Consider the following 20206-nt stretch of genomic DNA (forward strand, 5'->3'; position numbering starts at 1 on the left):
GTCGGCGCCTGGTCGACCGACGCCTGCCCGACCGGTGCCTGGTCGCCGGTCACTGCGGGTAGGCCTACGGGTTGTCGGCCGTCGGTCCGAGCCGGTGCGGTGTCCACGGACCTGACGGTACGACCCGGGCGTCATGGGAGCGCGCCCGGCCGGTCGTGCTAGGGTTGACTCTCACTTCATGCTGTGTGATCTCGGTCACATCTTTCCTGAAAAGCGGCCTGGAACCTCGCCGGTGAGCCCGATTTTTCCCAACCCTCGCACACCTCGGCCGGATAGCTCCCGGAAGGGCTTGCACGCTGTGGTAATGCAACCGGTAGGCTAGTCGATGCGCTCGCGGATCGTGTGCCTCGGCAGGGAGCAGGTTCGCGGTCGGCGGTTACATCCCGATGATGGCAGCGGCGGTCGATGATCCTCCGGTCACGTTCGGTGACGAAGACGTCATCGTCGCGATGTGTCCGCCGGCGGATCCGTGAGCCACGCCAGGTCACCGCAATGACAAACCAGCTGTGACAACCATCCGATCCGGAGCAACCGCCCACATGACGAGCAGCATCGAGGCCACCTCGAGCGCACCCAAGGTCACCGTCGACGACCTCGGCACCGAGGAAGCGTTCCTCGCGGCCATCGACGAGACCATCAAGTACTTCAACGACGGCGACATCGTGGAAGGCACCGTCGTCAAGGTCGACCGGGACGAGGTCCTGCTCGACATCGGCTACAAGACCGAGGGCGTCATCCCCTCACGCGAGCTGTCGATCAAGCACGACGTGGACCCTGCCGAGGTGGTCTCGGTCGGCGACCACATCGAAGCACTTGTCCTGCAGAAGGAGGACAAGGAAGGTCGGCTGATCCTGTCGAAGAAGCGTGCGCAGTACGAGCGCGCGTGGGGCACCATCGAGAAGATCAAGGACGAGGACGGGGTCGTCCGCGGCTCGGTCATCGAGGTGGTCAAGGGCGGTCTGATCCTGGACATCGGGCTGCGCGGCTTCCTGCCCGCCTCGCTGGTCGAGATGCGGCGGGTGCGTGACCTGCAGCCGTACGTCGGCCGGGAACTCGAGGCCAAGATCATCGAGCTGGACAAGAACCGCAACAACGTGGTCCTGTCCCGCCGGGCATGGCTGGAGCAGACGCAGTCCGAGGTGCGCACCGAGTTCCTCAACAAGCTGCAGAAGGGCCAGGTCCGCAAGGGCGTGGTGTCCTCGATCGTCAACTTCGGCGCCTTCGTCGACCTCGGCGGCGTGGACGGCCTGGTGCACGTCTCCGAGCTGTCCTGGAAGCACATCGACCACCCCTCCGAGGTGGTCGAGGTCGGCCAGGAGGTCGAGGTCGAGGTGCTCGACGTCGACCTGGATCGCGAGCGGGTCTCGCTGTCGCTCAAGGCGACGCAGGAGGACCCCTGGCGCCAGTTCGCCCGGACCCACGCCATCCAGCAGATCGTGCCCGGCAAGGTCACCAAGCTGGTGCCGTTCGGGGCCTTCGTCCGCGTCGACGACGGCATCGAGGGCCTGGTGCACATCTCCGAGCTGGCCGAGCGGCACGTGGAGATCCCCGAACAGGTCGTCCAGGTCGGCTCGGACGTGATGGTCAAGGTCATCGACATCGACCTGGAGCGCCGGCGGATCTCGCTGTCGCTCAAGCAGGCCAACGAGGGATTCGTCGAGGGCGAGGAGCACTTCGACCCCACCCTGTACGGCATGGCCGCGACGTACGACAACGAGGGCAACTACATCTACCCCGAAGGCTTCGACCCGGAGACCGGGGAGTGGCTGGAAGGCTTCGACAAGCAGCGGGAGACCTGGGAGCAGCAGTACGCCGAGGCCCGTACCCGTTGGGAGGCGCACACCCGGCAGGTCCAGACCGCCCGCGCGGCCGACGCGGACGCGGCCGCCAACCCGGCGCCGCCCGCTGCCGCCGCCAGCGGTGGTGGCAGCGGCGGTGGTGGTGGCGCGGCTGCCAGCGCGGCCCCGTCGCGGGCCAGCGAGGAGCCGTCCGGCACCCTCGCCACCGACGAGGCACTCGCCGCGCTGCGGGAGAAGCTGGCCGGCGGTAAGAGCTGACCCGTACCGCCTGAAACACCACGACGGTCCTGCCGGGCATCCCGCCCGGCAGGACCGTCGTTGTCGTCCGGCCGGCTCGTCGTCCGGCCGGCTCGTCGTCGGGCGGGCGACCGTCGGCAGCCACCCCGATCGTGGGTGTGGCAGGGCGGATCAGGTTCACTTGACAGCATGCTGAGGGTGGGACTCACCGGTGGGATCGCGGCCGGCAAGAGCGCGGTCGCTGCCCGGCTGGTCGAGCACGGTGCCACGCTGATCGATGCCGACCGGCTGGCCCGGGAGGTGGTCGCGCCCGGCACCGACGGGCTGGACGAGATCGTCGCGGCCTTCGGCGCAGCGGTCCTCGACGCCGATGGCGCGCTGGACCGGCCGGCGTTGGGCGCCCGGGTGTTCACCGACCAGAGGGCCCGGGGCAGACTGGAGAGCATCGTGCACCCACGGGTGCGGTCCCGGACCGCCGAGCTGACCGCAGCCGCGCCGCCGGACGCGATCGTCGTCAACGACGTACCGTTGCTGGTCGAAACCGGGCTCGGGGCCACGTACCATCTGGTGGTCGTGGTGGCCGCGGCGGCGCAGCTGCGGATCGAGCGGATGGTCCGTGACCGGGGGATGAGCCGCGACGACGCCCAGGCCCGGATCCAGGCACAGGCCAGCGACGCGCGGCGGGCCGCCGCCGCCGACGTGCTGGTGCGCAACGACGGCACCCACGAGGACCTGCACACGGCGGTGGACCTGCTCTGGCGTGACCGGCTGGTGCCGTTCGAGGCGAATCTGCGGCTCGGGCGCCCGGCGGCCCGCCCGCCGCTGGCCAGCCTCGCCGCGCCGGACCCGACGTGGCCGGCCCAGTACGACCGGATCGCGGCCCGGATCCGGCACGCGGTCGGGGCCGACCGGCGGGTCGACCATGTCGGCTCCACGTCCGTGCCCGGACTGGCGGCCAAGGACGTCATCGACGTCCAGCTGACCGTCGCGTCGCTCGCCGACGCCGACGCCTGCGCCGGCGCGCTCGCCGACGCCGGGTTCCCGCGCATGCCGGGCGAGTGGTGGGACGTGGCCCGGGCGGACCCGACCACGGACCGGTGGCCGAAGCGGCTGCACGCGAACGCCGACCCCGGCCGGGCGGTCAATCTGCATGTCCGGGTCGCCGACTCGCCAGGCTGGCGGTTCGCCCTGCTGTTCCGCGACCAGTTGCGCGCCGACGGGCAGGAACGGGCCGACTACCTGGCTCTGAAACAGCAACTGGCGGCGCTTGGCATACCGACCCGGGAGTACGCCGAGGCCAAGGAGCCGTGGTTCGACCAGGCCTGGCACCGGGGGCAGCAGTGGGCTCGCGACACCGGCTGGCGACCCTAGCGGGAAAGTGGGGCGCTCGCGGCGGGCGGGTCACGCGTCGCGTGACGACTCCGGGTGCGCTCGCCGGCTGGTGCCGGGGCAGCTACCCGAACATCCGGACCCGGCGCGCCCGGTGTGGGGCGCTGCCGCCGATCCGCGCGGCCGCCGCGAGCGGCCTACGGCGTAACGGTAGCGCGGGTGAGGTTACCCACACAACGACAATATCGAAGCTGATCGGCAGCGCTGCGTACACCGCCGGCAGGTTGTCGGATCCGGGGCGTACGTTTGTGCCATGGCGCTCGACATCCCGCGACTGGACGGCCGCTTCCAGGTCGTCAGCGACTACTCGCCGGCCGGCGACCAACCGGCCGCCATCGATGATCTTGAGCGTCGAGTGCGTCGCGGCGATCGGCACACCGTGCTGCTCGGGGCGACCGGCACCGGCAAGAGCGCGACCACCGCCTGGCTGGTGGAGCGGCTGCAGCGGCCCACCCTGGTGATGGCCCCCAACAAGACCCTCTGCGCCCAGCTGGCCAAGGAGTTCCGCGAGCTGATGCCGCACAACGCGGTGGAGTACTTCGTCTCCTACTACGACTACTACCAGCCCGAGGCGTACATCCCGCAGACCGACACCTACATCGAGAAGGACTCCTCGATCAACGAGGAGGTGGAGCGGCTGCGGCACTCGGCGACGATGTCGCTGCTCACCCGCCGCGACGTGATCGTGGTGGCCACCGTGTCGGCCATCTACGGCCTGGGCACCCCGCAGGAGTACCTCGACCGCGCGGTCCGGGTCGCCGTCGGTGACGAGCAGGACCGCGATTCGTTGCTGCGCCGCCTGGTCGACATCCAGTACGCCCGCAACGACCTGGCCTTCAACCGGGGCACCTTCCGGGTCCGTGGCGACACGCTGGAGATCATCCCGGCGTACGAGGAGCTGGCGGTCCGGATCGAGTTCTTCGGTGACGAGATCGAGCGCCTCTACTACCTGCACCCGTTGACCGGTGACGTGGTCCGCGAGGTCGACCAGCTGCTGATCTTCCCGGCCACCCACTATGCCGCCGGACCCGAGCGGATGGAGCGGGCGATCCGTGACATCGAGGCCGAGCTGGCCGACCGGCTCGCCGAGCTGGACCGCCAGGGCAAGCTCCTGGAAGCGCAGCGGCTGCGGATGCGTACCACCTACGACATCGAGATGATGCGTCAGGTCGGCTTCTGCTCCGGCATCGAGAACTACTCGATGCACATCGACGGCCGCAGCTACGGCAGCCCGCCGCACACCCTGCTGGACTACTTCCCGGACGACTTCCTCACCGTCGTCGACGAGTCACACGTGTCGATCCCGCAGATCGGCGGCATGTTCGAGGGCGACGCCTCCCGCAAGCGGATGCTGATCGACCACGGGTTCCGGCTGCCCAGTGCCGCCGACAACCGGCCGCTGCGGTTCGACGAGTTCCTGGAGCGGGTCGGCCAGATGGTGTTCCTGTCCGCCACCCCCGGGCCGTGGGAGCTGGAGCAGTCCGCCGGCGAGGTCGTCGAGCAGGTGATCCGCCCGACCGGCCTGGTCGACCCGCAGGTCGAAGTCAAGCCGACCAAGGGCCAGATCGACGACCTGATGCACGAGATCCGGCTGCGCACCGACCGCGACGAGCGGGTGCTGGTCACCACGCTGACCAAGAAGATGGCCGAGGACCTCACCGACTACCTGCTGGAGCACGGCATCCGGGTGCGCTACCTGCACTCCGAGGTCGACACGCTGCGCCGGGTCGAGTTGCTGCGCGAGCTGCGTAAGGGCGACTACGACGTGCTGGTCGGCATCAACCTGCTCCGTGAGGGCCTGGACCTGCCGGAGGTGTCGCTGGTGGCGATCCTCGACGCCGACAAGGAGGGCTTCCTACGCAGCGGCCGGTCGCTGATCCAGACCATCGGCCGGGCGGCCCGTAACGTCTCCGGCGAGGTCCACATGTACGCCGACAAGATGACCCCATCGATGGCGGACGCGATCGACGAGACCAACCGGCGCCGGGCCAAGCAGGTGGCGTACAACGAGGCCAACGGCATCTCACCGGAGCCGCTGCGCAAGAAGATCCACGACATCCTCGACGACATCTACCGGGAGGCCGACGACACCGACGGCGCGCTCGCCGGTCGGTCGGTCGGCGGCTCCGGCCGGCAGATGTCGCGCGGCAAGGGCCCGGTGCCGGAGACCCGCAGCAAGGGCCGGGGCACCGCCACCCCGTCCAGCGCCGGGATGGCCCGCGCCGACCTGGCCCAGCTGATCCAGGAGCTCAACGACCAGATGCTGAATGCCGCACGCGAGCTGCAGTTCGAGCTGGCCGCCCGGATCCGCGACGAGATCTCCGATTTGAAGAAGGAGCTACGGGCGATGGACGTCGCCGGCGTCAGCTGAGCCGCTGCCCGGGGCGGTACAGCTGGGCCAGCTCGGCGCCGGGGCGCTGACTGGCCCGCCACAGCAGCCCCCACGTGTCGTCGAAAACCGCCTCGTCGTCGTCTCGCTGGTCGGCGGGGTCGTTGTCGGGGGCCGCCTGCCCGAGCGGTGGTGTCGCCTGGGCAGGTGGGGCGGGCCAGCCCGGCTCGCCGGGGCGGATCAGCTCCAGCTCACCCCATTGCAGGTAGAAATCCCAGGCGTCCTCGACGGTACGGAATACGCCGACCTCACGGATCTCCCGCTGCGGGTGCCGGAAGTAGACCAACGCCTCGTCGGTGTACTCCAGACCCCACCCGACGGCCGGAAACTCAGGTGCTCCGTCCGCCGGGTCGACCGGCTCGATCAGCAGGAACTGCACCGGAACCGAGGTGTCGCTCACTGTTCCTCCAAGTTGTGTTTCATGGGATTCCCATGTTTCTGGAGGTATGCCAGACATTCAAGCCTTGAAGTTTGGCGATGCTCCGCTTACCCTCTGTCGCGGATGGAGGTGGACAGAAGTGGCGATGCCTGCAAGTCCCACGATCAGACGCCAGCGGCTCGGCGGTGAGCTGCGGCGGCTCCGCCGCGCGGCCACAATGACGCTGGAGCAGGTCTGCGACCAGCTCGGCTGGGCGTCGACGTCGAAGCTGTCCCGGCTCGAACTAGGCCAGAGCAGACCCGATCTGGCCGACATCCTGGACCTGCTCGACGTCTACCACGTCGTGCCGGCCGAGCGGGAGAAGCTGGTCATCATCGCCCGCGACGCCGCCGCCACCCGTGGCTGGTGGAAGGCGCTCGGGTCGATGGGTCAACGCCAGCGTGGCTACACCGAGCTCGAAGCCAGTGCTGCCACGATCTTCGAGTACCAGCAACTGCTGGTGCCTGGGCTGCTGCAGACCCCGGAGTACGCCCGGCTGAGGGTCCGCTCCGGTCGCGACGTCTACGGTGACCTCGACATCAACGCTGACACCTTGGCGCGTACCGCCCGACAGGAAGTGCTGCGTCGCGAACATCCGCCGCACTACGAGGCGGTCATCGACGAGAGCGCACTGCTGCGGGCCAGCGTGCCACCCGAGACCCGGCGCGGCCAGCTGCGCCACCTGACCGCGCTCAGCGAGCTGGACAACGTCACCATCCAGGTGCTGCCGCTCGAAGCGGTCGTGCACGATTCGTTCATGCCGCACACCAGCTTCTCGCTCTACTCGTTCCCCGACCCGGCTGATCCCCGCACCGTGGTGCTGGAGACGTTGACCAGCGACATCCACCTCACCGACGACGAGGACGTGGTCCTCTACGCCCGGATCGGCCGCTGGTTGCAGCAGGCGGCGCTGCCGGTCGATGACAGCCGGGATCTGCTGGCTAAGCTGGTGGCAGAGAGTTGATTGAATCGCCTGCCGAAAGGGGGTGCGGCATGGAGTCGACCCCAACCGAGTGGCTGCGTTGGCGTAAGAGCAGCCGCAGCAACGCCAACGGTAACTGCGTCGAGGTCGCCCCGGCCGGCGGGGTGGTGGCGGTCCGCGACTCCACCGACCCGACCGGTCCACGGCTGGCCTTCCCCGCCACCGCCTGGCGCTCCTTCGTGGACGGCCTGCGCGGCTGACCAACTGCTTCGGTGCCTTGCGAACGTCAGTGTCGAAGCTTTGATCAGCACGCGTTGAGGGACATGGTTCACCAGGCAGATGAGGAGCTACTCCCAGATGTATGACCTGACCGGAGCGGTGTGGCGCAAGTCCAGCCGCAGCAACAACAGCAACAACTGCGTCGAGGTCGCGACCGGCGTACCTAGCTGCGACGGGGTTGTCGCCGTACGTGACAGCAAGGAGCAGAACGGTCCGGCGCTGATCTTCGGCCGTGACGAGTGGAGGGCGTTCCTCGTCGGCGCTCACGCGGGCCACTTCGACCTCAAGCCGTGACATGACTCGCCTACCGACAGCTTCCGTACCAGCTATCTCTGGTTCATCGGCAGGTGACCCCACCGAGCCGCTGTGGTGGCGCAAGAGCAGCCGCAGTAACGCCAACGGTGACTGTGTCGAGGTCGCCCCGGCCGGCGGGGTGGTGGCGGTCCGCGACTCCACCGACCCGACCGGTCCACGATTGGCCTTCCCAGCCGCCGCCTGGCGCTCCTTCGTGGACGGCCTGCGCGGCTAAGGCCCTGTGGGTGAACCAGAGCTGCCGGGAGCTACGACTGGCAACCGGTCTGGTGTCCGGTCACGACTCCTGGGTGCCGCCGAGCCCTTCGAGTAGCCGCACGATCTGTGCCACCCCGGCTTTGATCTCCGCTGCGTCTGCCTTGTGCTCGGCGTAGTGGTCGAGCTGTGTCTCCCGCAAGGCCGACAGCACCCGCGTGTGCCCGCGCAACTCCGCCCGGTACTCGGCGACATCGCGGTCCGCGCCGGCCGCCAGTGCCCGCGCGGCGGCGGCTTCCTGCCGCACGACCGCGAGCTCGGCCTCCATCGCCGAGATCCGCCGCTCCAAGTCCTCCAGACTCATGACGGCGATTCTCCCAGATCCGAAGAGCCTCAGACCACAGACCACCGCCCCATCGAGGTCGGCGCCAGTCTGGCCCGGCCCGGCGCGCGTTGCACGGGAAGCCCGCGCTCCTTCTGTCTGCGTGTCTGCGATGGGCGGCCTGACAGTCGGACCGGGTCCCCAGCACTGGACGAGACTGTGTGCCGCACAGTACTGTGTGCTGCATGGTTGGCGACAGGCTGGAGCTTGAGCTGCGCCGGGGCGTTGTCGTCCTGGCGGTGCTGTCACAGCTGGGCGAGTTCCGCTACGGCTACGAGCTGCGCCAGTCGCTGTCCGACAACGGCCTCCCGATCGAGGAGGGCACGCTCTATCCGCTGCTGCGGCGGCTGGAGAGTCAGGGCGTCCTGGTCAGCGAGTGGCGGACCGAAGGGCAGCCACGCCGCTACTACCGCCGCAGCCCCGCCGGCGAAGAGCTGTACGACCGGCTCCGGGACTCGTGGTACGGGATGAACGAGGCCATGGGCCAGCTGCTGAAGGGTGACAGGTAGATGCTGACCACCGAGGAACTGATCGACGCGTACGTGGCCGACGTGGCGCGGTTGCTGCCGCGCCGGCAGCGTAGGGACGTGGCCCTCGAACTGACGACGCTGCTGCGCGACGAACTGGCCGACAGCGACGATCCGGTGGCCCGGCTGCGGGCCTTCGGCCGCCCCGCCGAGGTGGCCGCCCGGTACGGGCAGCCGCCGATCGCCGTCGACCCGGCCGACACCCGCCGCTTCGTCCGGCTCGGCGTCGCCGGTGTGCTGGTGATCTGGCTGCTCGGCGTGGCCGCCGCGTCCGACGTCGTCGACTGGTACCGGACGTACGGCCTGCCGGCGTTCTGGTGGCCCGGATTCCTCGTCGTGGCGTTCGGCCTCGGCGGCTGGGCACGGCGTCGGTGGCCGGACCGCTTCGCCTGGCGGCCCCGCAGATCAGCCGCCGGCCGGATCGTCCGGTCCGGTCGGATCGCCGCCTTCGCGTTCTACGTCGCCGGTACGGTCGTCCTGGTCAACGCCGCCTGGCTGCTGGATCAGCTCGGGGCCGCGCCGCAGGCCGTGCAGGCACTCACCTTCACCCGTGAGTTCGCCCAGTTCCGCGGCCCACTCGTACTCGCCCTGCTGACCGCCACGCTGGTGCACCATCTCGTGGTCACCATCCACGGCCGGTGGCGGCCGGTCACCCGTACCGTCGGGATGCTCCTCGGACTGGCCATCTGCGCCGTGCTGACCTGGGTGCTGTTCGCCGGACCGGTCTACCTGAGCGCGGATGCCGACCGTACCGCCAAGTTCTGGGTCGCCGTCATCGTCGCGGTGAGCCTCGTCGACCTGCTGATCGAGGTCGGGCGGCTGGTGCGGCAGCGGGCCGCCGGGCCGATGGCGCCCCCGCTGGGCGCGATCTGAGCTGACGAACCCACGGCACGACAGCGCGGGTACGGGCAGCGGGGCGTCGTACCGGATTGTTATCGTGCCGGGTCCGCAGCCCCACGCCCTCCCCGGAGCGCCGCCGATGACGATCAACGAGCACATCACCACCTTCGCCGGCCTGCCGGTGGTCACCTTCGATCCGAGCACGCCGCCGACCGACCCGGCTGCGCCGGCCGCCTGGCGGCTCAGCGTGACCGAGGACGAAGGCGGGGACGCCTTCGCGGAGCTGGCCGCCGCCTGGCTGGACGTCGTCGACCCGACCAGCGTGCAGGCACTGGTCATCGGCGACTGGGGCGAAGCCTGGGACCGGGCGTTTCCGGTGCGGGTGCTGGTCGACGCCGCGCCCCGGCTGACCAAACTGCGGGCGGTCTTTCTCGGCGAGATGACCTTCGAGGAATGCGAGATCTCCTGGATCCTGCAGCCGGACGTCACGCCCCTGCTGGCCGCGTACCCGCACCTGGAAGTGCTGCGGGTGCGCGGCACGTCGTCGCTGGAACTCACCCCGGTGCGGCACGCCGGGCTGCGGGAGTTCGCCATCGAGTCCGGCGGGCTGCCGGTCACCGTCACCCGTGCCCTCGCCGACAGCGAGCTGCCCGCCTGCACCCACCTGGAGCTGTGGCTGGGCACCGGCGACTACGGCCGGGACACCACCGTGGACGAGCTTGGGCCGATCCTCGACGGATCGCGGCTGCCCGCCCTGCGTACCCTCGGGTTGCGCAACGCCGAAAACGCCGACGAGGTCGCCGCGGCCCTGGCCACGGCGGCGGTGGTGCCCCGGTTGGACACTCTCGACCTGTCGCTCGGCACGCTGACCGACACCGGGGCGGCCGCGTTGCTGGCCGGGCAGCCGCTGACCCACCTGCGCCGGCTCGACCTGCACCGGCACTACCTCAGCGCGGAGATGACCGCCCGGCTACCGGCCGTCCTGACCGGAGTCGAGGTGGACGTCACCGACCGGCTCGAAGCCGACGAGTACATGGGCCGGTACGTGGCCGTCGGCGAATGACCGGTTGTTAACCTCGCCGGATGAACCACAACCCGCCGCTGGTCGTGGTCGGCAACCCGGACAACCGGCGGGTCGGATCGTTCCGGGCCGCCGCGCACGCCGCTGGCCTGCGGGTTCGGGTGCTGCCCTGGCGGTGGCTCGCCGGCGGGGAGGCCAGCCTGCCGCAGCGGGCGCTGGTGCGCGTCGACTCGCCCGGCGAGGACGCCGAGGTCGACCGGTTGCTGCGCGGCGCCGACCGGCCGCTCGCCCTCGGTGAGATCGGCGGCGCCGCCGCCTGGTACGTCGGCCTGCTCGCCGCCCTGGACCGACTCGTCGGTGCGGCTCACCAGGCCGGGGCGACGCTGCTCAACGACCCGGCGGACATCGCGGTGCTGTTCGACAAGCGTGCCTGCCAGCGGCGGCTGGCGGCGGCCGGGGTGCCGCAACCGGCCACGCTGGACGCCGCGCCCGTTGGGTGGGCGCAGCTGCGCTCGGCGCTGGCCGAGGCCGGTTGGGCCCGGGTGTTCGTCAAGCCGGTGCACGGCTCGTCCGCCTCCGGCATGCTGGCCCTGCACGTCACCGCCCGCCGGGTGCAGGCGGTCACCTCGGTGGAAGTCGTCGGCGACCGGTTGTTCAACTCACTGCGGGTCCGGGCATACCGTAGTGAGCGGGAGGTGGCGACCATCGTGGACCAGTTGGCGCCGGACGGGTTGCTGGTGCAGCGCTGGTTCCCGAAGGCCGGCCTGCACGGGCGGGTCGTCGACCTACGGGTGCTGGTGATCGCCGGCGAGCCGGGCCACGTGGTGGTACGCGGCAGCGACGGCCCGCTGACCAACCTGCACCTGGGCAACCGGCGCGGTGACCCGGCGGCGGTGCGGGCGGCGTTCGGCCCGCGCCGGTGGGCGGCGGCGCTGACCGACTGCGTGCGCGCGGCCCGTTGCTTCACCGGCAGCCTGCACGTCGGAGTGGACCTGATGATCGGAAGTGACTGGCGGCGGCACGCCGTGGCGGAGGTGAACGCCTTCGGCGATCTGCTTCCCGGGGTGTACGACGCCGCCGGGCGGGACAGCTACGCTGCCCAACTGCACGCCATGCGTACCGGCCGGTCCGCCAGCTGGCGGGGCACGGCCCGGATGGAGAGGTCGGCATGAAGGACCTGATCGGCAGCCACGACCTGCTGTTCGTCACGCTCGACACGCTGCGCTACGACGTCGCGGCCGAGCTGCTCGCCGCGGGACGCACACCCCAGCTGGGCCGCGCCCTGCCCGGTGGGCAGTGGCAGCGCCGGCACAGCCCGGCCAGCTTCACCTACGCCGCGCACCAGGCCTTCTTCGCCGGGTTTCTGCCGACACCGGCCGAGCCGGGCAGCCACCCTCGGCTGTACGCCGCGAAGTTTCCCGGTGCCGCCACCACCGACGAGCGGACCTGGGTGTTCGACGCCCCCGATCTGGTCACCGCGCTGCGCAAGGAGGGCTATCACACGGTCTGCGTCGGCGGGGTCGGGTTCTTCAACCGGTCGTCACCGCTCGGGGCCACCCTGCCCGGACTGTTCGCCGAGGCGCACTGGGAGTCGTCGTTCGGGGTGAGCGCGCCCGGCTGCTTCGAGGCGCAGCTGGATCGGATCGCCGAGGTCGTCCCCGGCGTGCCGGGCGACCAGCCGCTGTTCCTGTTCGTCAACGTCGCCGCCATGCACCAGCCCAACCGGCACTATCTGCCGGGCACCGAGCGGGACAACCGGGACTCGCACGCCGCCGCGCTGGAGTACGTCGACCGGCACATCGGTCGGCTGTTCGCCCTGGCCTCGTCACGTGACCGGCCGTGCATGGTGATCATCTGCGCCGACCACGGCACCGCGTACGGCGAGGACGGCCACAGTGGCCACCGGGTCGGTCACGAGGTGGTGTGGACGGTGCCGTACGCCGACTTCGTGCTCGCCCCGGGTGAGTGGGCCGACGCCACAGACACCCCGTGACCGCGGTCCATCCTGGTACGGCGTACCTCGACGGCTCGCCGTACCAGGGATATCTGTACGGCTACCCGCACAAGACCGCGTACCGGCCGCTGCGCCCCCGCCCGGCGCTGCGCGACGTCTGGTCCGCCCAGCGCGACGGCCCACGCTCGCTCTACCTGCATCTGCCGTTCTGTGAGATGCGTTGCGGTTTCTGCAACCTGTTCACCCGGGCCAACCCGCCGGCCGGGCAGGTCCGGGCCTACCTCGACCAGCTGCGCCGGCAGGCTGCCCGGGTGTCCGTCGCGCTCGACGGGCTTGGCCGGACAGCCCGGGTCACGATCGGTGGCGGCACTCCGACCTACCTCGACGCGGCGGAACTCGCCGAGCTGTTCGACATCGTCGACCTGTTCCTGCCTGCCGGTGGAGCTGGCACCGTGCCGATCGCGGTCGAGACGTCGCCGGCGACCGCGACCCCCGACCGACTCGCCGTGCTCGTCCGGCGCGGCACCACCCGGGTCAGCATCGGCGTGCAGAGCTTCCTCGACAGCGAGGCCCACACCGCCGGCCGGCCGCAGCGGCGCGCCGAGGTGGATCGGGCGTTGGACGCCATCCGGGCCCACCCCGGCCTCGAACTCAACATCGACCTGATCTACGGCATCCCCGGGCAGACCGCCACCACCTGGGAATATTCCCTGACCGCCGCACTGGACCGAACGCCGGAGGAGGTGTACCTCTATCCGCTGTACGTACGCCCGCTCACCGGGCTGGCCCGGCGCACGTCGGCCGGCAGCCCGGACCGGAACCCGGACTCGGACCCGAACTCGGACTGGGACCGGGACTGGGACGCTCAGCGGCAGGCGCTGTACCACCAGGGTGCCGACCGGTTGCGGGCGGCTGGCTACCAGCAACTGTCCATGCGCCACTTCCGCCGCCGCGACCTGCCCGCCGACCCGGCCGGTGCCGACTACTCGTGCCAGGCCGACGGCCTGGTCGGACTCGGTTGTGGCGCCCGGTCGTACACCACGACGTTGCACTACTCGTTCGACTACGCGGTCGGCGTCAGCCAGGTCCGGGCGATCGTCGACGACTATCTGCGCCGCCCGGCGTCCGACTTCGACCACGCCGAAATCGGGTTCCGGCTCGGCCCGGACGAACAGCGGCGACGCTGGCTGATCACCTCGCTGCTGCGCGCGGACGGCTTGGACGTCGCCGGTCACGTCGCCCGGTTCGGTCGTCCACCGATCGACGACTTTCCGCAGTTGTCCACCCTGGCCGACCGGGGCTGGCTGGCCGTTACCGGGGACCGGTTGGTCCTGACCAGCGCCGGGCTGGCCCGGTCCGACCTGATCGGCCCGTGGCTGGTCTCCGCACCGGTACGGGCGGCGATGACCGCGCGGGCGGTCCGGTGAGCGCGCCCGGCAGCCGACGACGGCGTGGGTGACCGGGTGGACCTGAGCATCCTCTACCGAGGTCCGCTGGCCAGCTGCAACTACGACTGCGCGTACTGCCCGTTCGCCAAGCGTCGCGACGACCCGGCGGCGCTGCGGGTGGACCGGGCGGCGTTGGAACGGTTCGTCGACTGGGTGGCCCGCAACCCGGACGGCGACCGGATCTCCGTGCTGTTCACCCCCTGGGGCGAGGCGCTGACCCGGTCCTGGTATCGCCGGGCACTGCTGCGGCTGGCCGGGCTCGCGCAGGTGCGGCGGGTGGCCATCCAGACCAATCTGGCCGCCCGGCTCGACTTCCTCGCCACCGCGACCGCCGGACAGGTGGCGCGGCTGGCGTTCTGGGCGACCTACCATCCCGGTCAGGTGAGCCGGGGAGCCTTCCTGCACCGGTGCGCGATACTGCGTACCCACGGGGTGCGCTTCTCGGTCGGGATCGTCGGCCTGCCGGCGCACCTGGCCGAGGCCCGATTGTTGCGGGCGGCGCTGCCACCCGAGGTCTATCTGTGGGTGAACGCGGCGGACGGGCACCGCTACAGCGCGGCGGAGGAGTTGGCGTGGACGGCCATCGACCCGCTGTTCGGGTTCAACGTCCGCCCGCACCCGTCGCTCGGCCGGTTCTGCCGCACCGGGGAGTCGGTGATCTCGGTCTCCGGTGACGGTACGGTGCGCCGCTGCCACTTCGTCGCCGAGCCGCTGGGCAACCTGTACGACGGTTCGTACCGGCCGGCGTTGCGGCCCCGGCCGTGCCCGTTGGCGTCCTGCGACTGCCACATCGGCTACGTCCACCTGCGGGCGCTGCCGCTGTACGAGGTGTTCGCCGGCGGCATCCTGGAACGCATCCCCGCCCACGACCCCCGCGATCTTGGACCTGTCGACTGACGAAACGGACAAAAGTTCTCGACGAGTCCAAGATCGTGCGGGGTGGTCAGGGCGGGAGGCGGCCAGGCGCGGAGTGGTCAGGGCGGGAGGTCGGCCAGGGCACGGCGGACCGCCGTGGTGCCGTCCTCGGCGGCGATCCGGGTGGCGATCCGCCGCGCGTTGGCGGCGATCTCCGGCCGGTGTACCGCGTCGCGGATGGCGGCGGCCAGCCGGCCGGCGCCCGACCTGCCCGTGCCTGACCTGCCCGTGCCCGAGCCGTCGACGGTGAGCAGGCGGACCGGCACGGGACGGGTACCGGCACCGAGCCGGGCCAGCCGGCTGGCCCAGAACGGTTGATCCGCCAGCACCGGCACCGGCACCGCCGGGACCCCGGCCCGCAACCCGGCCGCGGTGGTGCCGGCCCCGGCGTGGTGCACCACTGCGGCGACCCGGGGCAGCAGCCAGTCGTGCGGCACCTCGCCGACGGTGAGCAGATCGTCACCGTCGACCCGCAGATCGGACCAGCCGGCCTGGACGATCCCGCGTACCCCGGCCTGGCGTAACGCCTGCGCGACGACCCGCGCGGTGGTCGCGCCCAACCCGGCCATGCTGCCGAAGCTCACCAGCACCGGTGCCGGCCCGGCGGCCAAGAAGTCGACCAGGTCGGCCGGCGGCTCGACGTGCGGCTGCGCCGGTGGCCACCAGTAGCCGACCATCTCCAGGCCGGGACGCCAGTCGGCCGGGCGGGGCAGCACGGCGGGGCTGATCCCGTGCAGCACACGCCAGCGTTGCCGCTCGGCGCGCCGGTTCAGTTCCGGCAGGTCCACCGAGGGCAGGCCGAGGCGGGCGCGCAGCCGCCGGGACACCTCGGCGTAGGCGCGGGCACTGACCGCGCCGCCCGCCCGGCCGAGTGCCCGGTTGCCCCATCGCCCCCAGGACCGGCGGCCGAGTACGACCGGCGGGAAGTCTCCGGTCGGGGCGGCCGGTTGCAAAAACACCCCGAGGCTGGGAATGCCACGTCGCTCGGCGACCGAGTAACCCAGTGGCGCGGCGGCGGTGGCGAGCAGCAGGACGTCCGCGTCGGCACCGGCGTCGAGCAGACCGGTGCCGAGTTCGTCGAGGAAACGCCGGCCGAGCCGGAGGAACTCGACCGCGCCGCGCAGACCGCCGCCGTGGCGGTGCAGCCGGGCGCCGGCAGGGGAGCGCTGGGCGGCGAGCGGGTCGCCGGGCAGTGGGCGAAACGCCAGCCCGGCCCCGGTGACCAGGCCGTCGAAGATAGCGTGGGTGGTCACCGTGACCTGGTGTCCGGCGGCGTGCAGCGCCTGTCCCAGGCCGGCGTAGGGCGCGACGTCGCCGCGGGTGCCGGCGGTCACGATCTCTACCCGCATCGGTACGGGGCCGGTCGGCCGGTCAGCCGGGCACGTCGACGTAGTGTTCGACCTGCGGTGGCGTGGCGAAGTACGGCCCGATCAGCGCCCGCCACCGGTCGAACCGGTCGCTGGCCCGGAAGTTGTCCTCGTGCGCGGCGAGCGAGTCCCATTCGACCAGCAGCACGAACCGGGTCGGAGTCTCCACGCCCCGCGTCATCCGCACCGAGCGGCAGCCCGGCGTGGTCGCGAGCAGTTCCTGCCCGATGGCGTACGCCCGGGTGAAGTCTGGTTCCTGGCCGGGCTGGACGTCGATGAGGGCGATCTCTAGCACCATGGCGGGAAGCCTCGCACACCGTGTCACGGCGCAGGACGGGTGACCGCCATTTCCAAAATCCAGCTAGCCTCCTAGGACACCTAGGAAAGGTGCAAGTCGTCACTCAGCGCCGGCCTGGTGTGTTCTTTCCACCTCCGGTGCGCCACAATGGCGGGAAAGGGAGGGGAGTATTCCCTCGCGCTGGTGTCGTCAGCACGGTTGGCCCGGTTCGCCGGACCGGCCCGGCACAGCGGTCACCGCCTGCCGACTGGCGACTCAGTGGGACAGCGGTGGCGGAAGAGACCTCCGTCAGTCACTGCTGTGTGCATCTCCACAGGTCGGGCCGTTTCGCGATCCGACCATGTTCGGCGGTGCCATGTGTCTGCCGGAGGTCCGAGTTGAATATCCCCGCCTGGGTGTGGCTGGCGACTCTGGTCGTGCTCACGGCCGTACTCATCGCCGATTTACTGATCATCGTCCGTCGCCCGCACGAGCCGAGCATGCGGGAATCGGCGGCCTGGACCGTGCTCTACGTCGGGCTGGCGATCATCTTCGGGTTCGGCGTGTGGGCGGCCTCGGGCGGCCGGTACGCAGGCGAGTTTTTCGCCGGATACGTCACGGAGAAGAGTCTGTCCGTCGACAATCTGTTCGTCTTCGTGATCATCATGAGCCGGTTCGTGGTACCCCGCAAGTACCAGCAGAAGGTGCTGCTGGTCGGGGTCGTCCTGGCGTTGATCCTGCGGGGTGGCTTCATCGCCGCCGGTGCGGCGTTGATCACCCAGTTCTCGTGGGTGTTCTACATCTTCGGGGCGTTTCTCATCTACACTGCGGTCGGACTGGTGCGCAACGGCGAGCCGGCGCCGGACGAGTACTCGGAGAACGCGCTGATCCGCTGGAGCCGCCGGGTACTGCCGGTCTCCGGTTCCTACGACGGGGGCCGGCTGACCACACTCACCGACGCCGGTCGGCGGATGTTCACCCCGATGCTGATCGTGATGATCGCGATCGGCACCACCGATGTGATCTTCGCGCTCGACTCCATCCCGGCGATCTTCGGCATCACCCAGGAGCCGTACCTGGTCTTCACCGCGAACGTGTTCGCGTTGATGGGGCTGCGGCAGCTGTACTTCCTGCTCGGCGGCCTGCTGGACCGCCTCGCCTATCTCAGCTACGGGTTGGCGATCGTGCTCGGCTTCATCGGCGTCAAGCTGGTGCTGGAGGCCTTGGCCGACAACACGCTGTTCTTCCTCAACGGTGGTGAGCCGATCGGCTGGGCGCCGCACATTCCGATCTGGCTCTCACTCAGCTTCATCTTCGTCACGCTGACCGTGACCACGGTGATCAGCCTGGTCAAGTCTTCCCGGGACCGCAAACGGGAGCTCGTCGACATCATGACGTGAGCGACATGACGTGAGCGGCGGCGACCGGCTCGCCGCGGCGGCGACGGTTCAGTTCTGGTGTTTGCGCCGGGCCGCGGCGCGGGCCCGGACCGTCTGGTCGAGCACGACCTTGCGCAGCCGGACGGCCTCCGGGGTGACCTCCACGCATTCGTCCTCGCGGCAGAACTCCAGCGCCTGTTCCAGGGACAGCCGCCGCGGCGGCACGAGCCGTTCCAACTCGTCGGCGGTGGAGGAGCGCATGTTGGTCAGCTTCTTCTCCTTGGTGATGTTGACGTCCATGTCGTCGGCCCGCGAGTTCTCCCCGACCAGCATGCCCTCGTAGACCGGCGTGCCCGGCTCGACGAACAGCGAGCCGCGTTCCTGCAGGTTGAACATGGCGAAGCTGGTCGCCACCCCGGTCCGGTCGGCGACCAGGGAGCCGGTCGGGCGGGTCCGCAGCTCACCGAACCAGGGCTCGTAGGACTCGAAGACGTGGTGCAGGATGCCGGTGCCGCGGGTCTCGGTGAGGAACTCGGTCCGGAAGCCGATCAGGCCGCGCGCCGGGACCAGCCACTCCATCCGGATCCAGCCGGTGCCGTGGTTGACGAGTTGTTCCATCCGGCCCTTGCGGGTGGCCAGCAGTTGGGTGATGGCGCCCAGGTACTCGTCCGGTGCGTCGATGGTGAGCCGCTCGACCGGCTCGCAGGTGCGTCCGTCGATCTCCCGGGTCACCACCTGCGGCTTGCCGACCGTCAGCTCGTACTGCTCGCGGCGCATCTGCTCGACCAGGATGGCGAGCGCGAGTTCGCCGCGGCCCTGCACCTCCCACGCGTCGGGACGTTCGGTCGGCAGCACCCGCAGCGACACGTTGCCGATCAGTTCGCGGTCCAGCCGGTCCTTGACCAGCCGGGCGGTCACCTTGGCACCCTTGACCTTGCCGGCCAGCGGCGAGGTGTTGGTGCCGATGGTCATCGAGATCGCCGGCTCGTCCACGGTGATCAGCGGTAGCGGCCGCGGATCGTCGGCGTCGGCCAGCGTCTCGCCGATCATGATCTCGGGAATGCCGGCGACCGCGATGATGTCGCCGGGGCCGGCGGAGTCGGCGGACTTGCGTTCCAGACCTTCGGTCATCAGCAGTTCCGAGATGCGGACCTTCTGCACGCTGCCGTCGGTGCGGCACCAGGCGACGGTCTGGCCCTTGCGGATGTCGCCCTGCCGGATCCGGCACAGCGCGAGCCGGCCGAGGAACGGAGAGGCGTCGAGGTTGGTCACGTGTGCCTGCAGCGGAGCCTGTGGGTCGTACGCGGGCGCGGGGATCGTCTCCAGCAGGCTGCGGAACAACGGCTCCAGGTTGTCGCTGTCGTCGGGCACCGAGCCGTCGGCGGGCTGGGTGAGCGAGGCGATGCCGTCGCGGGCGCAGGCGTAGACGATCGGAAAGTCGATTTGTTCCTCGTCGGCGTCGAGGTCGAGGAACAGTTCGTACGTGTCGTCGACGACCTCCTTGATTCGGGCGTCCGGTCGGTCCACCTTGTTGATCACCAGGATGATCGGCAACCGGGCTCGCAGCGCCTTGCGCAGCACGAACCGGGTCTGCGGCAGCGGGCCCTCGCTCGCGTCGACGAGTAGCAACACGCCGTCGACCATGGTGAGCCCACGTTCGACCTCGCCGCCGAAGTCGGCGTGCCCCGGAGTGTCGATGATGTTGATGGTGACCGGGTCGCCCTGGTCGGGCAGGTAGCTGATCGCGGTGTTCTTGGCCAGGATGGTGATGCCCTTTTCCCGCTCCAGGTCCATCGAGTCCAACGCCCGGTCGGGCAGCTCGGCGCGGGCGTGCAGTTGGCCGCCCTGGCGCAGCATCGCGTCCACCAGGGTCGTCTTGCCGTGGTCGACATGCGCGATGATGGCCACGTTGCGGAGATCGGAGCGGGTCTGCATACGCCTATCCTCCCGGTCTCCGGTCCTCGGCCGTGCAGCGGGGCCACCGACTGGCCGGGTCGTGACCGGGACCCCGCCGTACGCCGTCGGCCACGACGCTCGACCGACGGCGGTACCTGTCCGGGGCCGTAGACCACCATGGGAGGCCGAGATGCCGGTACGGCGTGCTGGTGCGTTGCCGGCACCGACCGGGTGCGTACCGAGCCGGTCCGGTCCCCGAA

The 20206-nt window shown here is 70.4% G+C and carries 20 protein-coding genes; 15 read left to right on the top strand and 5 right to left on the bottom strand.

Going from position 1 to position 20206, the window contains the following annotated elements; all coding sequences use genetic code 11:
- Positions 1–539 precede the first annotated feature (539 nt).
- The 3 genes from rpsA to uvrB all read left to right on the top strand — a co-directional run bounded on the left by rpsA (position 540) and on the right by uvrB (position 5796).
- The gene (rpsA, locus tag ACN27F_RS31145; RefSeq protein WP_421439032.1) at positions 540–2057 is read left to right on the top strand and encodes a 30S ribosomal protein S1; all 1518 of its coding nucleotides are present in this window, start codon (positions 540–542) and stop codon (positions 2055–2057) included.
- Positions 2058–2225: 168 nt separating this feature from the next.
- Positions 2226–3407 (top strand): dephospho-CoA kinase, encoded by a 1182-nt coding sequence (coaE, locus tag ACN27F_RS31150; RefSeq protein WP_421439033.1) that lies wholly within the window; start codon positions 2226–2228, stop codon positions 3405–3407.
- Positions 3408–3678: 271 nt separating this feature from the next.
- Positions 3679–5796, top strand: coding sequence for an excinuclease ABC subunit UvrB (gene uvrB / locus ACN27F_RS31155; RefSeq protein ID WP_421439034.1), 2118 nt, complete (start codon positions 3679–3681; stop codon positions 5794–5796).
- Here uvrB and ACN27F_RS31160 read toward each other — a convergent pair.
- Positions 5789–6214 carry a hypothetical protein gene (locus ACN27F_RS31160; RefSeq protein WP_421439035.1) on the bottom strand — a complete coding sequence of 142 codons (426 nt, stop codon included), beginning with the start codon at positions 6212–6214 and terminating at the stop codon, positions 5789–5791. The two genes, uvrB and ACN27F_RS31160, sit on opposite strands and share 8 nt — an antisense overlap.
- A gap of 118 nt (positions 6215–6332) precedes the next feature.
- On the opposite strand from ACN27F_RS31160, the gene ACN27F_RS31165 reads away from it, so the two are divergent.
- The 4 genes from ACN27F_RS31165 (at position 6333) to ACN27F_RS31180 (ending at position 7962) form a co-directional block, all read left to right on the top strand.
- A complete protein-coding gene (locus ACN27F_RS31165) occupies positions 6333–7196 on the top strand; it encodes a helix-turn-helix domain-containing protein (protein WP_421439036.1) in 864 nt (287 codons plus the stop codon).
- A gap of 29 nt (positions 7197–7225) precedes the next feature.
- The gene (locus ACN27F_RS31170) at positions 7226–7414 is read left to right on the top strand and encodes a DUF397 domain-containing protein (RefSeq protein ID WP_278115065.1); all 189 of its coding nucleotides are present in this window, start codon (positions 7226–7228) and stop codon (positions 7412–7414) included.
- A gap of 97 nt (positions 7415–7511) precedes the next feature.
- Positions 7512–7727, top strand: a complete 216-nt coding sequence (locus tag ACN27F_RS31175; RefSeq protein ID WP_421439037.1) for a DUF397 domain-containing protein — start codon at positions 7512–7514, stop codon at positions 7725–7727.
- Between the two features lies 1 nt (position 7728).
- The gene (locus ACN27F_RS31180; RefSeq protein WP_421439038.1) at positions 7729–7962 is read left to right on the top strand and encodes a DUF397 domain-containing protein; all 234 of its coding nucleotides are present in this window, start codon (positions 7729–7731) and stop codon (positions 7960–7962) included.
- A 60-nt stretch (positions 7963–8022) separates the two neighbouring features.
- On the opposite strand, the gene ACN27F_RS31185 is transcribed toward ACN27F_RS31180, so the two are convergent.
- Positions 8023–8304: a hypothetical protein gene (locus tag ACN27F_RS31185; RefSeq protein WP_421439039.1), complete on the bottom strand. Its 282-nt coding sequence runs from the start codon at positions 8302–8304 to the stop codon at positions 8023–8025.
- A gap of 203 nt (positions 8305–8507) precedes the next feature.
- Between ACN27F_RS31185 and ACN27F_RS31190 the strand changes: the two genes are divergently transcribed.
- The 7 genes from ACN27F_RS31190 (at position 8508) to ACN27F_RS31220 (ending at position 15009) form a co-directional block, all read left to right on the top strand.
- On the top strand, positions 8508–8831 hold the full coding sequence (locus ACN27F_RS31190; protein WP_421439040.1) for a PadR family transcriptional regulator: 324 nt from the start codon (positions 8508–8510) through the stop codon (positions 8829–8831).
- Positions 8832–9722, top strand: coding sequence for a hypothetical protein (locus ACN27F_RS31195; RefSeq protein ID WP_421439041.1), 891 nt, complete (start codon positions 8832–8834; stop codon positions 9720–9722).
- A 106-nt stretch (positions 9723–9828) separates the two neighbouring features.
- Entirely contained in the window at positions 9829–10752 is a 924-nt protein-coding gene (locus ACN27F_RS31200) for an STM4015 family protein (RefSeq protein WP_421439042.1), read from the top strand.
- A 20-nt stretch (positions 10753–10772) separates the two neighbouring features.
- Entirely contained in the window at positions 10773–11882 is a 1110-nt protein-coding gene (locus ACN27F_RS31205; protein ID WP_421439043.1) for an STM4014 family protein, read from the top strand.
- A complete protein-coding gene (locus ACN27F_RS31210; protein WP_421439044.1) occupies positions 11879–12703 on the top strand; it encodes an STM4013/SEN3800 family hydrolase in 825 nt (274 codons plus the stop codon). Before ACN27F_RS31205 ends, ACN27F_RS31210 begins: the two co-directional genes overlap by 4 nt.
- On the top strand, positions 12700–14091 hold the full coding sequence (locus tag ACN27F_RS31215; RefSeq protein WP_421439045.1) for an STM4012 family radical SAM protein: 1392 nt from the start codon (positions 12700–12702) through the stop codon (positions 14089–14091). Before ACN27F_RS31210 ends, ACN27F_RS31215 begins: the two co-directional genes overlap by 4 nt.
- A 36-nt stretch (positions 14092–14127) precedes the next feature.
- A complete protein-coding gene (locus ACN27F_RS31220) occupies positions 14128–15009 on the top strand; it encodes an STM4011 family radical SAM protein (RefSeq protein WP_421439046.1) in 882 nt (293 codons plus the stop codon).
- A 77-nt stretch (positions 15010–15086) separates the two neighbouring features.
- Here ACN27F_RS31220 and ACN27F_RS31225 read toward each other — a convergent pair whose 3' ends face one another.
- Both ACN27F_RS31225 and ACN27F_RS31230 read right to left on the bottom strand, forming a co-directional pair.
- Entirely contained in the window at positions 15087–16361 is a 1275-nt protein-coding gene (locus tag ACN27F_RS31225) for a glycosyltransferase (protein ID WP_421439047.1), read from the bottom strand.
- Between the two features lie 37 nt (positions 16362–16398).
- Positions 16399–16692, bottom strand: a complete 294-nt coding sequence (locus ACN27F_RS31230; RefSeq protein ID WP_421439048.1) for an antibiotic biosynthesis monooxygenase family protein — start codon at positions 16690–16692, stop codon at positions 16399–16401.
- A gap of 377 nt (positions 16693–17069) precedes the next feature.
- Between ACN27F_RS31230 and ACN27F_RS31235 the strand changes: the two genes are divergently transcribed.
- Positions 17070–18071: a TerC family protein gene (locus tag ACN27F_RS31235; RefSeq protein ID WP_421439049.1), complete on the top strand. Its 1002-nt coding sequence runs from the start codon at positions 17070–17072 to the stop codon at positions 18069–18071.
- Between the two features lie 48 nt (positions 18072–18119).
- Here ACN27F_RS31235 and typA read toward each other — a convergent pair whose 3' ends face one another.
- Positions 18120–19985: a translational GTPase TypA gene (typA, locus tag ACN27F_RS31240; RefSeq protein ID WP_421439050.1), complete on the bottom strand. Its 1866-nt coding sequence runs from the start codon at positions 19983–19985 to the stop codon at positions 18120–18122.
- Positions 19986–20206 lie beyond the last annotated feature (221 nt).

It is taken from the genome of Solwaraspora sp. WMMB335 (assembly GCF_049179075.1).
Lineage (GTDB): Bacteria > Actinomycetota > Actinomycetes > Mycobacteriales > Micromonosporaceae > Micromonospora_E.

Bases quoted from the DNA above. Each gene is read 5' to 3' on its own strand.
- rpsA (WP_421439032.1), top strand. From the start codon at position 540: ATGACGAGCAGCATCGAGGCCACCTCGAGCGCACCCAAGGTCACCGTC.
- coaE (WP_421439033.1), top strand. From the start codon at position 2,226: ATGCTGAGGGTGGGACTCACCGGTGGGATCGCGGCCGGCAAGAGCGCG.
- uvrB (WP_421439034.1), top strand. From the start codon at position 3,679: ATGGCGCTCGACATCCCGCGACTGGACGGCCGCTTCCAGGTCGTCAGC.
- ACN27F_RS31170 (WP_278115065.1), top strand. From the start codon at position 7,226: ATGGAGTCGACCCCAACCGAGTGGCTGCGTTGGCGTAAGAGCAGCCGC.
- ACN27F_RS31175 (WP_421439037.1), top strand. From the start codon at position 7,512: ATGTATGACCTGACCGGAGCGGTGTGGCGCAAGTCCAGCCGCAGCAAC.
- ACN27F_RS31180 (WP_421439038.1), top strand. From the start codon at position 7,729: ATGACTCGCCTACCGACAGCTTCCGTACCAGCTATCTCTGGTTCATCG.
- ACN27F_RS31185 (WP_421439039.1), bottom strand. From the start codon at position 8,304: ATGAGTCTGGAGGACTTGGAGCGGCGGATCTCGGCGATGGAGGCCGAG.
- ACN27F_RS31190 (WP_421439040.1), top strand. From the start codon at position 8,508: ATGGTTGGCGACAGGCTGGAGCTTGAGCTGCGCCGGGGCGTTGTCGTC.
- ACN27F_RS31195 (WP_421439041.1), top strand. From the start codon at position 8,832: ATGCTGACCACCGAGGAACTGATCGACGCGTACGTGGCCGACGTGGCG.
- ACN27F_RS31200 (WP_421439042.1), top strand. From the start codon at position 9,829: ATGACGATCAACGAGCACATCACCACCTTCGCCGGCCTGCCGGTGGTC.
- ACN27F_RS31205 (WP_421439043.1), top strand. From the start codon at position 10,773: ATGAACCACAACCCGCCGCTGGTCGTGGTCGGCAACCCGGACAACCGG.
- ACN27F_RS31210 (WP_421439044.1), top strand. From the start codon at position 11,879: ATGAAGGACCTGATCGGCAGCCACGACCTGCTGTTCGTCACGCTCGAC.
- ACN27F_RS31230 (WP_421439048.1), bottom strand. From the start codon at position 16,692: ATGGTGCTAGAGATCGCCCTCATCGACGTCCAGCCCGGCCAGGAACCA.
- typA (WP_421439050.1), bottom strand. From the start codon at position 19,985: ATGCAGACCCGCTCCGATCTCCGCAACGTGGCCATCATCGCGCATGTC.